Here is a 14,921-nt window from a genome sequence, read left to right on the forward strand (position 1 = left end):
GGACCCGCGGCGCCTGGAATTGGTGTTTCAGTTGCCTGAGAGCGGGACTCGCGCGACGGAGGCGCGGGGGATCAGCTCCACGGGTAGGACGATGCGCTTGGGCGGGGAGGTGGGGTTGGCGATGCGCTCCAGCAGCAGCCGGGCCGCCTCGTAGCCGATGCCGTAGTGCGGGATGCGGACCGTGGTCAGCGGGGGCCGCTGCTTGTCCACGAAGGGCATGTCGTTGAAGCCGGTCACCGAGACGTCCTCCGGGCAGCGCAGCCCCAGCTCGGCTAGCGCCCGGTAGCACCCCAGGGCGATCATGTCGTTGCCGGCGACGATCGCCGTGGCCGAGGTCCGGTCGGCCAGCAGCGCGAGGGTGGCGTCGTAGCCGGCCTCCTCGCTGTAGGCGGGGCAGAACTCGACGCCGGACGGGGCCAGGCCGTGGGTGGACAGGCCGTCCAGCAGCGCCCGGTACCGCTCGACGCCGGTCGAGGTGTCCTGTGGCCCGGCCAGATGGCCAATCCGGGTGTGCCCCTGGCTCACCAACAGGTTGACCAGGGCATGCACGCCGGCCGCGCTGTCCGCGACCACGGAGGCGATGTCCCCGGCGTCGGTGCGCCGGTTGACCAGCACCACCGAGGAGTCCGGCCCCAGCGGCGCGCCGTCCCGCTTGCTGGTGGCCAGGATGAACCCGGCCAACTGCTGGCCGCGCATGGTGGCCAACAGGTCCCGCTCCCGCTCGACGTCGCCGTCGGTGTTGCCCAGCAGCGCCAGGTAGCCGGCCTCCCGCAGCCCGTCCTCGACGCCGCGCACGATCGGCGGGAACACCGGGTTGCGCAGGTCGGGGATGACCACCCCGACCACCGAGGACGTCCGGGTGCGCAGCGAGCGCGCGGCCGAGTTGGGCGAGTAGCCCAGGGTCCGCGCCGCCTCCACGATCCGGGCCGCTGTCCGCGGGCTCACCTTGTCCCTGGTCTGCGGGTTCAGCGCACGGCTCGCGGTCGCCGCGTGCACGCGGGCCAGTTCGGCGACGTCCTTGATGGTCGCGGGCTTGTCCATCGCGCCAGCATAGGGACTGGATGTTCGGTCCATGTCGGCGACAAACGCGAACCTGATCAACCGATGATCGGCTGGTCAAACACCGGGGGCCAGCCCGTCATCGACCGCCGCGTGCTCCGGCTCCAGCGTCAGGCCGGCGCGGCGGGCCTGCTCCAGCACCAGCGTCGCGAAGTCCTCCTCCGTGTGCCCCGCCCCGACCGCCGACGCCACCAACTGCGCGGTCGCCGACGCGACCGGCATCGGCGCCTCCAAACTCCGCGCCGCCGCCAACCCCAAATCGAAGTCCTTACGCAGCAACGGCATCGTGAACGTCGGCGTGAAATCCAGATTCACCAACGCCGGCGACTTGTACCGGGTGAACACCGAACCCAGCACCGAGTCGTTGAGGAACTCCAGAAACGCCGCCCGACTCACCCCACCCTTCTCCGCCAACACCGTGATCTCGGCCAACGACTGGATCACCACCCCCAGAAACACGTTGTGAGCGATCTTCACCAACCGCGCCACCTCGTCCTCCCCGACATAGGTCACACCCCGGCCCAACACCCGCAGCACCGGCTCCACCTCGTCGAACACCGGCCGCGGACCCGACACCGCCAACGTCAGCTTGCCCGCCGCCACCACCTTCGGATTCCCGCTGACCGGCGCGGCCAACAACTCCGTGCCCCGCTTGCCCGCCGCCACCCGCACCGCCGCCGAGGCCTCCTGCGACACCGTCGAGGAGTCGACCAACACCCCCGGCGCGGCCTGCGGATCGGTGAACAGGCCGTCCACACCCGAGGTCACCTGCTCCAGATCCGCCGACGCGGCCACCATCGTGAACACGATGTCCCGACCGGCCAACTCCACCGGCCGCCCCACCACCGCCGCACCCCGCCCGGCCAGCGCCTCGGCCTTGGCCCGCGTCCGGTTGTACACCGCCACGTCATACCCGGCGGCCAACAACCGCTTCACCAGCTCGGCGCCCATCCGGCCCGCGCCGATCCACCCGATGCTGGGCGTAGCCATGACCTTCCTCCGCATCGCATTTGCAATCGTTCGCATTCACGATGCCCCTGCATCCTGTGAACGTCAACCCCACTAGCCCGGCAGTGTGATGCAATCGATTGTCGCGGGCACTCCTCCACCAGGGCCGATGGCGCATGGTACCGCCGTCGACTGTTGCACTATGCAAGAATGTCGATTGGTCTGAACCTGGGTAACCCGGCCGAAAGCCGGGAACCGGACAGGGAAACCGGATAGAACTGGAACCGGACAACGGGACGGAGGGACGATGCGGGTGCTCGTGTGCGGCGCCGGGGCCGCCGGGCTGACCACCGCGTGGTGGCTCGGCCGACACGGCTGGGACGTGCTGCTGACCGAGCGCGACGAGCACCCCCGCGGTCCCGGGCACCTGCTGGACATCGGCGGCGCCGGCTATGACGTGCTGGACAAGATGGGTCTGCTGCCGGCGCTGGCCCGGACCCGGCGGCCCATCCGGGCCATCGAGTACGTCGACCAGGACGGCAGCACCCTGGCCACCGTCAGCTACCTGGCCGCCGCCACGCTGCTGGACGGCCGGCTGCTCACGATCATGCGCGGCGACCTGGAGGCGGCGCTGACCGCCGCGCTGCCGGCCCAGGTGCGGCTGCGCCGCGGGGCCGAGGTCGTCGGCGTCGAGGACGGCGGTGTCAACGGACTTGGGGATCCACTGCGGGTCACGCTGTCCGACGGCCGCGTCGAGGAAGTGGATCTGCTGGTCGGCGCGGACGGCCTGGCGTCCACCGTGCGGCGGCTCGTCTTCGGGCCGGACCGGTTGTACGTGCGCACCCTGGGCCAGCAGAGCGGCGCCTTCGTGTTCGCCGACGACGAGCTCGCGGCGTGCCTCGGACCGAACCTGAAGGTGCTCAGCCTGGCCGACCGGCAGGCCGGCTTCTGCCGCACCGCCGACGGCCGGGTCGCCGCGTTCGTCGTGCACCGCGGCGACCACTCCCCCGACGACCCGGTGGCCGAGGTGCGGCGGCGCTGCGCCGGCATGGGCTGGATCGTCGACCGGGCCCTGGACCACTGCCCGGCCGGGCTGGCCCACCACCCGGTGGCCCAGGTCGAGCTGGCCGGCTGGCACGTCGGCCGGACCGTGCTGGTCGGCGACGCCGCCGCGGCCGGGTCCGTGCTGGCCGGGCACGGGGCGTCGCTGGCCGTGTTCGGCGGCTACCGGCTCGCCGAGTCGCTGCACCAGGCCGTCGACCTGCGGGCCGGCATGATCGCCTACCAGCAGGGCCTGATGCCGGCCGTCGAACTCGTGCAGCGGACCGGGCGGCGGGCAGCCGGCTGGGTCGCGCCCACGACCCGGTGGCAGATCATCATCCGCGACGGCGTGCCGGCCCTGGCCGGGCCGGCCTGAGGCACACTGGTGCCATGCCGCGCACCCCGGGCGAGCTCGCCGAGAACACCGAGGTCGACGCCGTCACCGACGCGGTGCTGGCCGCCGCCCGGCTGCTGATGGCCGTGACCGCCCGCTCCATCGCCGCCGTGGACGAGTCGATCACCCTGGCCCAGTTCCGGCTGCTGGTCATCCTCAACACCGTCGGCGCGGTCAAGCACGCCGCGCTGGCCGACCAGCTCGGCGTCAACCCGTCCACCGCCAGCCGCATGGTCGACCGTCTGGTTAGCGCCGGCATGGTCGACCGGCAGGCCAACCCGGCGTCGCGGCGGGAGATCGTCATCGAGCTCACCGCCGAGGGCCGCCGGGTCGTCCGCCAGGTGACCGCCCGCCGCCGCCAGGAGATCGCCGCCATCGTCGCCCGCATGCCCGAGCCCACCCGGGCCGGCCTGGTCGACGCCCTGCTGGCCTTCGCCGAGGCCGGCGGCGAGCCCGCCGTCATCGACACCGGCTGGGCCTGAACCCCGGCGAGTCACGCTCTCCGACACACCGAATTGATGAATACGGATTCAAGCCAGAGTCGCGAGGCACCGGTCACGAGCGGCCTCGCCCCGCGCGGAACGCGCGGCAATGGCACGGTCAGCGGTATTCGGGGTTCTGGAAGTCGAAGCGGGCGCCGGCGTCCCACTCGGAGCGCTGGTTGCCGTGGGCGGGAATGCCGCCGGCGTCCTTGAGCAGCCGGGCCAGGTGCATGAGGTTCCAGGTCATGAACGTGGTGTTGCGGTTGGTGAAGTCGTTCTCCGGCCCGCCCGAGCCGGGGTCCAGATAGGACGGTCCGGGGCCGGCCTCGCCGATCCAACCGGCGTCGGCCTGCGGCGGGATGGTGTAGCCCAGGTGTTGCAGGCTGTAGAGCACGTTCATGGCGCAGTGCTTGACGCCGTCCTCGTTGCCGGTGATCAGGCAGCCGCCGACCCGGCCGTAGTAGGCGTACTGGCCGGCGCCGTTGAGCAGGTGGGAGCAGGCGTAGAGCCGCTCGATCACCTTCTTCATCTCGGAGCTGTTGTCCCCCAGCCAGATCGGGCCGCACAGCACCAGGATGTCGGCGGCCAGCACCTTCTGGTAGATCGCCGGCCAGGCGTCGGCGGCCCAGCCGTGCTCGGTCATGTCGGGCCACACGCCGACGGCGATGTCGTGGTCGATGGCCCGGATCACCTCGACGGTCACTCCGTTGCGGGCCATGATGCCGCTGCTGATGTCGATCAGCCCGTCGGTGTTGCTGGTCTCCGGCGACCGCTTGAGCGTGCAGTTGACGAACAGCGCGCGCAGGTCCTGGAACGACATGTGAGGGGGCTCCTTCCCGTCCACCGACAGTCCAGCACGAAACCGGCCGTTGTGGACGATCGGTAAGAACCCCCTAATGTCACGTGGTGGCAAGCGCCTCGGTGGGGGTCAGCCGCGCGGCTCGGACGGAGGGGTAGATGCCGGCGAGCACGCCGATCAGCACCGCCCCGGCCAGGCCGCCGCCGAGCGCGGCGAACGGGATGACCACGGGCCAGCCCTGGTATCCGGTGTAGGCCAGCGTCGCCGCCACCCCGATGATCGTGCCGGCGAGGCCGCCGAGCCCGGACAGCACCGCGGCCTCGGTGAGGAACTGCCCACGGATCTGGCCCCGAGTGGCGCCGAGTGCCCGGCGAAGACCGATCTCCCGCCGCCGTTCCAGGACGGAGATGACCATGGTGTTGGCCACGCCGACACCGCCGACCAACAGGGCGACACCGGCCAGGCCGAGGAAGAGGGCGGAGAAGGTGGTTTTGGTGTCCTGCTTGGCCGCCAAGGCATCAGACGGCCGTGACACCTGCACCAGCCCCGGCAGCTGCGGGTACAGGGTCGGTCCGAGCACCGCCCGCACATCCTGGATGGCGTCCTCGTCGGCCTTCACGTAGACCACGGTCGGATGCCCGTCGAAGCCCAGAACCTGTTTGGCCGCGCCCCATCCGACCAGCACGGCCCGTTCCAGGTCGGGGTCGAGCGGCATCGGGTTGAGGATGCCGATCACGGTGAACCACTGCTGGCCGATGAACACCTGCGGCGGCTGCTGTGCCGGAGTCAGGGTGGTGAAACCGAGTCGGGCCGCGGCCACGGAGCCGAGCACGACCGTCGGGAAGTTGGAGGTCGCGTCGTCGAGGAACTTGCCGGCGTGCAGGGATCCGTTGACGGCGCTGAGCAGGTTGGTGCTACTGGCCAACACCGTGATGCCGGAGTCGGCGTTGGGGTCGATCTTGTCGTTGCGCTGCACGTGGCTGTGCGCGTTGGCGACCTGGGCCGCGGCGGTGACCGGGCCGATCCGTTTGACCATGTCCATCGAGTCGGGCGGCAGCAGGATGGGATTGTCTTGCGTCTGCTGGGGTTCCGCCCGCAACAAGTTGGTGCCCAACGCGGTCAGCTGGTCCAGCAGCGCCTGCTGGCTTGAGGCCGGGATGCTGGTGACGATCACCATGGTGGCGATGCCGATGGAGATGCCCAGCGCCGACAACACGGTCCGCATCTTGCGGGTGCCGACGCCGAGCAGCCCGAGGCGGAAGATGTCGCCGAAGGAGAGGCGGACGGGCTGGGTGTCGAGGGTGGTCAAGCCGGCCTCCCGGCGCGGAAGTGGTCGGAGGCCGGGCGGACCGGCCGCGGGTTCAGTCCCCTCACACCAGGCTCCCTGCGCGGGTATCGGCCACCAGTCGGCCGTCCCGCATCTCGATGCGGCGGGGCAGGCTGGCGGCGATGTCCCGGTCGTGCGTGATCACGGCGATGGTGGTGCCGTCACTGTTCAAGCGCCGCAACAGTTCCAGCACGGCCTGCCCGTTCGCGGTGTCCAGCGCGCCAGTCGGCTCGTCGGCCAGCACCAGCGCGGGATCGTTGACGACGGCGCGGGCGATGGCCACCCGCTGCCGTTCACCGCCGGAGAGCTGCTGCGGCAGGTGGTCGACCCGGTGTGAGAGCCCGACCCGGTCCAACGCCTCCAGTGCCAGGGCTCGGCGGCGTCGGCGTGGGACGCCGGCGTACAGCAGCCCGGTGGCGACGTTCTGGGCGGCGCTCAAGCCGTCAGTGAGGTGGAACTGTTGGAACACAAAGCCGAGCCAACGCCCGCGCAACGCGGACAGCCGGCGGTCGGACAGCGTCGTGACGTCCAGGCCGCCGAGCCGGACGGTGCCCTGCGACGGCAGGTCGAGGGTGCCGACGATGTTGAGCATGGTCGACTTGCCCGAGCCCGAAGGTCCCACGATGGCCACGAGTTCGCCGGTCTCGATCTCCAGCGACACCGAGTCCAGCGCCACCACCCCGCCCGGGTAGTGCTTGCTCACGCCGGCCAGTTCCAGCACCGGAGTCACGACGTGGTCACCACTTTCAGCCCCTCGGCCACGCCGTCGCCGCTGATCTCCACCATGCCGTTGGCGAACATCCCGGTCTGCACGGCGTGGTACTTGCCGTCCACGGTCTGCACGGCGTAGCCGCCCTCGCGCAGGGCCACCAGCGCGCCGACCGGGACCGCCAACACTCCCTTGTGGACGGACGTGGTCACCTGCACCTGCACGGAGGCGGCGTCGAGGTCCGACAGCGTGGACGGGTCGTCCGGCGTCACGGTGACGTTCAGCTTGGGCGGACCGGTGTTCTGCTGCTTGTCGCCACCGTCCACAGTGGTGCTGATCGCCGTCACCTTGGCCGTCACGGTCTTGTTGTCCGGGCGGATGATCGTCACCGCGGCCCCGGTCTTGATCTGCCCGACCTCGGTGGCGTCCACCGGCATGGTGACAACCTTCTGCGTCGACGTGACGGTCAGCAGGTCGCCAGCCACGGGATCGCCCAGCTGAGCGGTCACCGAGTTGACCCGCATCGGCCCGGCTAGCACCAGAACCTGGCCCACGTCAAGGGTTCCGGTGTCGTCCAGGCCGGCGTTCTTCTCCCACTTCTTCAACGCCGCCGCGACGGCCGGCGTGAACGCCGTCTCCTGCGGGTCCTTGGGCAGGATGCCGACGCTGTAGCCGAGGGCCTTGAGGTTCTGCGCCACCACGGCGACATCCGCGCCCTTCACCGTCGGCCCGTCCAACTTGCGGAACAACGGCGTGTCACCGAAGAACACCGGCACCGGCTTGTCGTTGACCCAGTAGAGCGCCTTGCCCTGAGCCGCGACGTCGCCGATCTTGGGCAGCTTGGTCACCACCCCGGAGCCGGCTCCCTTCACTGCCTGCGGCGCTCCGAAGCCGAGCGTGCCGCCGAAGGACTGCCCGTTGGACAGGTCCATCCGCTTCACCGCGACCGTCTGGGCCGACGGCGGAGTGGCGGTCACACTGGCCGCCGAACCATGCCGTGAGTCGATCACGGCGACGCCCAGCACCGCACCGACCACCACGACCAGCACGGCGATCCCGATCACCGCCCGCCGGCGGGTGTCCGCTGCCACTACTCGTTCTCCCTCAGTGCTTGCCGAACGCCTGGATCTGGCAGTCCTGCTCGACCTTCGTCATCTGGTCGTTGGACAGCTTCTGGGTGACGCCGTCGTCGAAGGTCCACCCGGTGCCGAACGGGTCGATGGCGTGCACCATCAGGCCGTGCTCGGGCAGGCACTTCATGTAGACGTGGTAGTCGTCGTAGAAGTGCGGGTTCTTCTTCGGGTCCATCTCGTCCGGCCCGTAGGGGTGCTTGTTCTCGCACGCCGCCACCGCCGCCTTGTCGGCCGGGGTGTTGCTCTGGAAGTCGGGCGACCCGCGCACCACGATCATCTTGTGCCCCTGGTCCTTGAGGCACGCGTACCAGCCCTTGAGCAGCTGGTTGATCTCGTCCTGGGTGGCGTCCAGCCGGATGTAGGGCCGGTCGGTGGTCGGCGCGGCGCTGGTGGTCGTGGCGGCCGTGCTGCCGCCGTCCAGCGAGGCGACCTGCGACGGCGGCGGCGTGGCCGTGGAACAGGCGCTCAGCAGTGCCGCCGCCGCTGCGAGGCCGAGGACTTTGCGCATGACGACAACATCGCCGACGGATATGAGGAACTTGTCAGGATCCGGTGGCCGGTGCGTGGCCGCCCTATCATCGGTGCCATGTGCGCCCACATCGTGCTGGCCGAGGACGACGAGAAGCAGGCGGAGCTGGTCCGCCGCTATCTCGAGCGGGAGCGGCACACGGTGGTCGTGGTCGGCGACGGGCGGGCGGCCATCGACACCGTCCGGACCGACCGGCCGGACCTGCTGGTGCTGGACGTGATGATGCCCAAAGTGGACGGTCTGGACGTGATCCGGGTGCTGCGGGCCGAATCGGACGTGCTGGTGCTGATGCTGACCGCACGGTCCACTGAGGACGATCTGCTGCTCGGTCTGGACCTGGGCGCTGACGACTACATGACCAAGCCGTTCAGCCCTCGTGAGCTGGTGGCCCGGGTGCGAACCCTGCTGCGGCGGGGCCAGCGCGCGGACGAGCCGGACGCGCTGCTGCGGGTGGGCACCCTGGCGGTGGACCCGGCCAAACACGTGGTCACCTGCGATGGCGAGCGGGTGGAGTGCACGCCGGGCGAGTTCCGGTTGCTGGAAACCCTGGCCGGGCAACCGGATCGGGTGTTCACCCGGCAGCAGCTGCTGGAGCGGCTGCACGGCTTCGACCGCTACATCACCGACCGCACGATCGACGTGCACGTGATGAACCTGCGCAAGAAGATCGAGCCCAACCCGCGGCGACCGGTCCGCCTGGTCACGGTGTACGGCGTCGGCTACAAGCTGACCACCGACGAGAGGCCGTGATGCTGGCCCGGCTGCTGGCGGTGTCCATTGTGGTCGCCGCGTGCTCGATCGCCGCGACGGCCTGGCTGGCGGTGCAGACCACCAGCGTGGCCATCCAACAGGAGCAGGGGCAGGCGATCAGCTCGGGCAACCGCGTCTACGAGGTCCTGGTCGACTACGCGGCCCAGCACACCAGTTGGGCCGGCGTGGACAAGGTCGTGACGGTGCTGGCCCAGGAGACCGGCCGCCGGATCGTGCTGACCGACCAGAACCGGCGGGTGATCGTGGACTCGGAGCCGGGCAGCCACCCGCTGCCGGACTCGGCGTCGGCCAACGTGGACCCGCTGGCGGTGGACCCGAGCCTGGTCAGCGCCGGCCCGGACCGGATCAGCCCGTCGGCGATCGGCCCGTACGCGCTGGACCAGACGTCCATCGACACACTGAACGTGTTGGCCCAGCGGGCCTTGCAGTGCGTGCGGGAGCGGGGAGCCGTCGGGTCGATCGTGACCTCGCCCAGCGGTCGGCCGAGGATCCAGAGCCCGGACCCGGTGGCCACCGCCCAGTGCACGAGGACCCTGGACACGCCGGTGAAGTCGGAGCAGGCCGCGCTCAGCCAGCTGGACTCGCTAGTCAACGAGTGCCTGGCCCGCCAGCAGTTGCCCCCGATTCTGCTCGGGCTGGACTTCGGGTGGCAGCCAACCACGGCGCAGGCGGCGCCGAGCGGGGCGGTGCCGGGGCAGACCGACCAGCGGGTGCAGGACTGCGTCACCACCGGCCGGCACGAGCAGCTGACGCCGTTCGTCGCGCCGGCGGCCCTGCTGTTCGTGACCAGCGCCGGCGGAGTCGCCACGCCCAGCCCCTTCGACCTGTCGGCCGGCAACAAGCTGCGGATCGGACTGGCCGTCAGCGGCGTGCTGGTGGTGACGATCGTGGTGACGGTGCTGGCTGGGCGGCGGTTCATCCGGCCGCTGCGGGCGCTGACCACGGCGGCGCAGCGGATGCGGGACGGCGACGTGACCACGCAGGTGACGGTGCGCCGCCGGGACGAGATCGGCCGGCTGGCCGGGGCGTTCAACGACATGGCGGCCAGCCGGGCGCAGGTGGAGCGGCTGCGGACCGACCTGATCAGCGACATCGCCCACGAGCTGCGCACGCCGCTGAGCAACATCCGGGGCTGGCTGGAGGCGGCCCAGGACGGGGTGGCCGAGGCCGACGACGTGCTGGTGGCGTCGCTGCTGGAGGAGGCCATGCAGCTGCACCACATCATCGACGACCTCCAGGACCTGGCCATGGCCGACGCCGGCACGCTGCGCCTGCACCCGGAGACGGTGTCCGTGCGGGAGCTGTTCACGCAGGTCACCGCGGCCCACCGCACCCGGGCCGAGGCGGCCGGCGTGACGCTGGCGGCCGAGGACGGCGACGTGGAGCTACCGGCCGATCCGGTGCGGCTGCGGCAGGTCGTGGACAACCTCGTCACCAACGCCATCAGGCACACCGGTACCGGCGGTTCCGTGCGCCTGAACAGCTTTGTCGACGGCGAGGAAGTGGTGCTGGAGGTCCGGGACAGCGGGAGCGGGATCTCGCCCGAGGACCTGCCGCACGTGTTCGACCGGTTCTGGCGGGCCGAGAAGTCCCGCAGCCGGCAGACCGGCGGCAGCGGCCTGGGCCTGGCCATCGTGCGCAAGCTGGTCGAGGCCCACGGCGGCAGGGTCGGGGTGGAGAGCGAACTCGGCGTGGGGACCGTGTTCCGGGTCCGGCTGCCGGCCCGCTGACGGCCTCGTCAGCGGTTGGTCAGCCGACGGTCAGGGCCGGCCGCGACGGTGTGGACACACACCGATCGATGGAGGCAGTCATGACGAAGATCCTGGTTTCCGGGGCGAGCATCGCCGGCCCGACCGCCGCCTACTGGCTGCACCGCCACGGCTTCGAGGTCACCGTCGTCGAGCAGGCCCCGGCGCTGCGGGCCGGCGGCTCGGCCGTCGACTTCCGGGGCGAGCAACTGGAGATCCTGCGCAAGATGGGCGTGCTGGCCGACGTCGAGGCCCGCAGCACGCGGATGGGCGACGTGACGATCGTCGACGGCGACGGCCGGTACCAGGCGCGGGTGCCGTCGGCGGTGATGAGCGGCGAGGTGGAGATCCCCCGCGGCGACCTCAGCCGGGTGCTGTACGAGCACACCAAGAACAAGGTGGAGTACGTCTTCGGCGACCGGATCACCGCGCTGACCGAGCACGCCGGCGGCGTGGACGTCACCTTCGCCAAGGGCGCGCCCCGCACCTTCGACCTGGTGGTCGGCGCGGACGGCGCGCACTCCGGGGTGCGGTCGCTGGTCTTCGGGCCGGAGCGGGACTTCGCCACCCACCTCGGCTACTACGCCGCCTACTTCACCGTGCCCAACCACCTCCGGCTGGACCACGCCGGCCAGCTGTACGCCGAGCCGGGCCTCGGCGCGATGGTGACGAGCGCTGTCGACCGCGACACCCTGGGCGCGATGCTGGTCTTCGCGTCCGAGCCGCTGTCCTACGACCGGCGTGACACCGAGCAGCACAAGCGGATCCTGGCCGAGAAGTTCCGGACCGCCGGCTGGCAGCTGCCGATCCTGCTGGACGGCCTGGCGAAGACCGACACGCTGTTCTTCGACTCGCTCAGCCAGGTGCGACTTGACAAGTGGTCGAAGGGCCGTGTGGTGCTCGTCGGCGACGCCGCGTGGTCGGCCGGCCCGGGCGGCGGCGGCACCGGCCTGGCCATGGTCGGCGCCTACGTGCTGGCCGGCGAGCTGGCCACGAATTCGGGCCACGACCAGGCTTTCGCCGCCTACGAGCGGATCATCCGACCCTCCGCCAAGATGGGCCAGAACCAGGCCAAGCGGGCCGGCGGCTTCTTCGCGCCGGACAGCGCGCGGGGCATCCGCGGCCGCAGCCGCGTGTACCGGGTGCTCAACCTCAAGCCGCTCAACGGTCTGCTGACGTGGCTGGTCAACCGCACCGCCGACTCGATCGAGTTGCCGGACTACACTCGGGCGGCGTGACAGATCCGGCTCATGTGCTGCGCACCGTCTTCGGCTACGACTCGTTCCGCGGCGACCAACAGGCCATCGTGGAGCATGTCGTGGCCGGCGGCGACGCGCTGGTGCTGATGCCGACCGGCGGCGGAAAGTCGTTGTGCTACCAGATCCCCGCGCTGGTCCGGGACGGCGTGGGCGTGGTGGTCTCGCCGCTGATCGCGCTGATGCAGGACCAGGTGGACGCGCTGAGCGCGCTCGGCGTGCGGGCCGGTTTCCTGAACTCCACTCAGGATCCGGGCGAGCGCCAGATGGTGGAGGCCATGTTCGTGGCCGGCGAGCTGGACCTGCTGTACCTGGCGCCGGAGCGGCTGCGCATGGAGTCCACGCCGCGGCTGCTGGAGCGGGGCAAGGTGTCGCTGTTCGCCATCGACGAGGCGCACTGCGTCTCCCAGTGGGGGCACGACTTCCGGCCGGACTACCTCCAGCTGTCCCACCTGCACGAGCGCTGGCCGGACGTCCCGCGGATCGCGCTGACGGCGACCGCGACCGAGGCCACCCGCAAGGAGATCGCCAGCCGGCTCAACCTGGAGCAGGCCCGGCACTTCGTGTCCAGCTTCGACCGGCCCAACATCCAGTACCGCATCGCGCCCAAGAACGAGCCCAAGCGGCAGCTGCTGGACCTGTTGCGCACCGAGCACTCCGGCGACGCCGGCATCGTCTACTGCCTGTCCCGGTCCTCGGTTGACAAGACGGCGGAATGGCTTACCGAGCAAGGGATTCCGGCGCTGCCCTACCACGCCGGGCTGGACAGCCAGACCCGCGCCGCCAACCAGGCCCGGTTCCTGCGCGAGGACGGCGTGGTCATGGTGGCCACCATCGCCTTCGGCATGGGCATCGACAAGCCGGACGTACGCTTCGTGGCCCACCTGGACCTGCCCAAGTCGGTCGAGGGCTACTACCAGGAGACCGGCCGCGCCGGCCGGGACGGGCTGCCGTCCACCGCGTGGCTGGCCTACGGCCTGCAGGACGTGATCCAGCAGCGCAAGATGATCGACACCTCCGAGGGCGACGACGCGCACCGGCGGCGGCTCGGGCAGCACCTGAACTCGATGCTCGCGCTGTGCGAGACCGTGCAGTGCCGGCGCGGCAACCTGCTGGCCTACTTCGGCGAGACGCTCACCGAGCCCTGCGGCAACTGCGACACCTGCCTGACGCCGCCCGAGTCGTGGGACGGAACCGTGGCGGCGCAGAAGTTCCTGTCCGCGGTGTTCCGACTGGACAAGGAGCGCCGGCAGCGCTTCGGGGCCGGGCAGGTCATCGACATCCTGCTGGGCCGCAAGACCGCCAAGGTGATCCAGCACGACCACGACGGGCTCACGGTGTTCGGCATCGGCGAGGAGCTCAACGAGTCGGAGTGGCGCGGCGTGGTGCGGCAGCTGCTGGCCCAGGGCCTGCTGGCCGTGGAGGGCGACTACGGCACGTTGTCGCTGACCGAGGCCAGCGCCGACGTGCTCGGCCGCAGGCGCGAGGTCCGGCTGCGCCGGGAGACCGCCGTCAAGGCGCCCCGGGCGGCCCGCTCCACCAAGGCCGCCGCCGCGGTCGCCGACCTGCCGGCCGAGGCCGCCCCGGTCTTCGAGCAGCTGCGGGCGTGGCGTGCCGCGACCGCCCGCGAGCAGGGCGTGCCGGCCTACGTGATCTTCCACGACGCGACGCTGCGCCAGATCGCCACCCAGGCCCCGACCAGCCTGGCCGAGCTGGGCACGGTCAGCGGCGTCGGCGAGAACAAACTCGCCAAATACGGCCAGGCCATCCTGGACACCCTCAGCCCGGGGGCGTGAACAACACGCACAGTGGTCGTTAAAAGGACATAAATTCGACCACGCACACGCGACAAATGTGGGACGCGGCACCACAAGACCGTCGACACAGGATACCCACAGCGACCTTGTGCCGTATTCCCGGCGCGCCGATGAGAGCCCGTCCGCCGCCGGAATCGGCGGCCGGAATCCCACCGTTCCACCGAGAAGGCGCTGACCAGAGGCCCGTCAGCGACACGGACTCCCGGTCCACTGTCGCGACGGGCGCACGGGCGTCGAACAGCGCAGGCAGCGGGCGCAGACCGGCCGGCAAAAACGTTTTCGCACGAATATCGTCAATGCGGTGACTCTTTTCTCGGCACGACCGGTCGGCGGTTGCCCTTGTGACGGTCGGCGCAGCCGACACTGCACCGCTGGGCCCAGACCCACTCCGGCCGACCGCGCCGGACCGACCGCGCCGAGGCGCGACGACCGACCGCCACGCCGCCGCGCACTCGCCTGGCGACGGACCGCAGTCCCACCCGCGGCCGCCGCGATAGTCGGCCCGGCGTGCCGATCGCTGTCGATCGGACGCGGCGGTTCGGCTGACGGGAGCACGTCGAGGAGCCGACCGACACGATCAGCGACCAGTCGTGACGCCTCGTGCGTGCACCTTCGTGCACGTGCATCTGCACGTCGGCACATAAACGCAGATCAGCGCGGACAAGCGTTTCACCGACGGTAATGCCGGACCGAATTTTCACGATGAAGACAGAGAATTCGCCGAACCCGCGAATGATCACTGTACCGATCCGGTTGAACACCGATAGCGACGAAACTTTCGGCCCCATATCCCGCCGAACCGCAGGGTGCGTACCACCGAACGAGTGAAAGATCGGGGCCAGAACCGCCCCTAGGCGACAGTCCGACCTAACGACTTGCGACCGTTCGGCGCATGCTTCGGCGCGCTC

The 14,921-nt window shown here is 70.6% G+C and carries 14 protein-coding genes; 6 read left to right on the forward strand and 8 right to left on the reverse strand.

Going from position 1 to position 14,921, the window contains the following annotated elements:
* Positions 1–27 precede the first annotated feature (27 nt).
* Positions 28–1,041 carry a LacI family DNA-binding transcriptional regulator gene (locus JJ691_RS26700; protein ID WP_211762385.1) on the reverse strand — a complete coding sequence of 338 codons (1,014 nt, stop codon included), beginning with the start codon at positions 1,039–1,041 and terminating at the stop codon, positions 28–30.
* A 75-nt stretch (positions 1,042–1,116) separates the two neighbouring features.
* The gene (locus tag JJ691_RS26705; protein ID WP_211762386.1) at positions 1,117–2,049 is read right to left on the reverse strand and encodes an NAD(P)-dependent oxidoreductase; all 933 of its coding nucleotides are present in this window, start codon (positions 2,047–2,049) and stop codon (positions 1,117–1,119) included.
* Positions 2,050–2,314: 265 nt separating this feature from the next.
* Between JJ691_RS26705 and JJ691_RS26710 the strand changes: the two genes are divergently transcribed.
* Positions 2,315–3,424, forward strand: a complete 1,110-nt coding sequence (locus tag JJ691_RS26710) for an FAD-dependent oxidoreductase (RefSeq protein WP_211762387.1) — start codon at positions 2,315–2,317, stop codon at positions 3,422–3,424.
* Between the two features lie 14 nt (positions 3,425–3,438).
* Complete coding sequence (locus JJ691_RS26715; protein ID WP_211762388.1) at positions 3,439–3,924, forward strand: MarR family winged helix-turn-helix transcriptional regulator; 486 nt, start codon at positions 3,439–3,441, stop codon at positions 3,922–3,924.
* Between the two features lie 118 nt (positions 3,925–4,042).
* Here JJ691_RS26715 and JJ691_RS26720 read toward each other — a convergent pair whose 3' ends face one another.
* From JJ691_RS26720 to JJ691_RS26740, 5 genes are all read right to left on the reverse strand, one after another.
* Positions 4,043–4,744: a flavodoxin family protein gene (locus tag JJ691_RS26720; RefSeq protein WP_211762389.1), complete on the reverse strand. Its 702-nt coding sequence runs from the start codon at positions 4,742–4,744 to the stop codon at positions 4,043–4,045.
* A gap of 79 nt (positions 4,745–4,823) precedes the next feature.
* Complete coding sequence (locus JJ691_RS26725; RefSeq protein WP_249227029.1) at positions 4,824–6,032, reverse strand: ABC transporter permease; 1,209 nt, start codon at positions 6,030–6,032, stop codon at positions 4,824–4,826.
* Positions 6,033–6,093: 61 nt separating this feature from the next.
* The gene (locus JJ691_RS26730) at positions 6,094–6,780 is read right to left on the reverse strand and encodes an ABC transporter ATP-binding protein (protein ID WP_211762390.1); all 687 of its coding nucleotides are present in this window, start codon (positions 6,778–6,780) and stop codon (positions 6,094–6,096) included.
* Positions 6,777–7,850 carry a peptidoglycan-binding protein gene (locus JJ691_RS26735; RefSeq protein ID WP_211762391.1) on the reverse strand — a complete coding sequence of 358 codons (1,074 nt, stop codon included), beginning with the start codon at positions 7,848–7,850 and terminating at the stop codon, positions 6,777–6,779. The genes JJ691_RS26730 and JJ691_RS26735 overlap by 4 nt, the downstream gene beginning before the upstream one ends.
* 13 nt (positions 7,851–7,863) lie before the next feature.
* Complete coding sequence (locus JJ691_RS26740; RefSeq protein ID WP_211762392.1) at positions 7,864–8,400, reverse strand: hypothetical protein; 537 nt, start codon at positions 8,398–8,400, stop codon at positions 7,864–7,866.
* Positions 8,401–8,478: 78 nt separating this feature from the next.
* Here JJ691_RS26740 and JJ691_RS26745 point away from each other — a divergent pair, with 78 nt between their 5' ends.
* The 4 genes from JJ691_RS26745 (at position 8,479) to recQ (ending at position 13,992) form a co-directional block, all read left to right on the forward strand.
* Positions 8,479–9,171 (forward strand): response regulator transcription factor, encoded by a 693-nt coding sequence (locus JJ691_RS26745; RefSeq protein WP_211762393.1) that lies wholly within the window; start codon positions 8,479–8,481, stop codon positions 9,169–9,171.
* Positions 9,171–10,922 carry a sensor histidine kinase gene (locus JJ691_RS26750; RefSeq protein ID WP_211771733.1) on the forward strand — a complete coding sequence of 584 codons (1,752 nt, stop codon included), beginning with the start codon at positions 9,171–9,173 and terminating at the stop codon, positions 10,920–10,922. Before JJ691_RS26745 ends, JJ691_RS26750 begins: the two co-directional genes overlap by 1 nt.
* 80 nt (positions 10,923–11,002) lie before the next feature.
* Positions 11,003–12,178, forward strand: a complete 1,176-nt coding sequence (locus JJ691_RS26755) for an FAD-dependent monooxygenase (RefSeq protein WP_211762394.1) — start codon at positions 11,003–11,005, stop codon at positions 12,176–12,178.
* Positions 12,175–13,992 carry a DNA helicase RecQ gene (gene recQ, locus JJ691_RS26760; RefSeq protein ID WP_211762395.1) on the forward strand — a complete coding sequence of 606 codons (1,818 nt, stop codon included), beginning with the start codon at positions 12,175–12,177 and terminating at the stop codon, positions 13,990–13,992. The genes JJ691_RS26755 and recQ overlap by 4 nt, the downstream gene beginning before the upstream one ends.
* Before the next feature lie 314 nt (positions 13,993–14,306).
* Here the strand turns inward: recQ and JJ691_RS26765 are convergent, their stop codons facing one another.
* Positions 14,307–14,774: a hypothetical protein gene (locus JJ691_RS26765; RefSeq protein ID WP_211762396.1), complete on the reverse strand. Its 468-nt coding sequence runs from the start codon at positions 14,772–14,774 to the stop codon at positions 14,307–14,309.
* Between the last annotated feature and the right edge of the window lie 147 nt (positions 14,775–14,921).

Source organism: Kutzneria sp. CA-103260 (assembly GCF_018263855.1).
Classification (GTDB): domain Bacteria; phylum Actinomycetota; class Actinomycetes; order Mycobacteriales; family Pseudonocardiaceae; genus Kutzneria.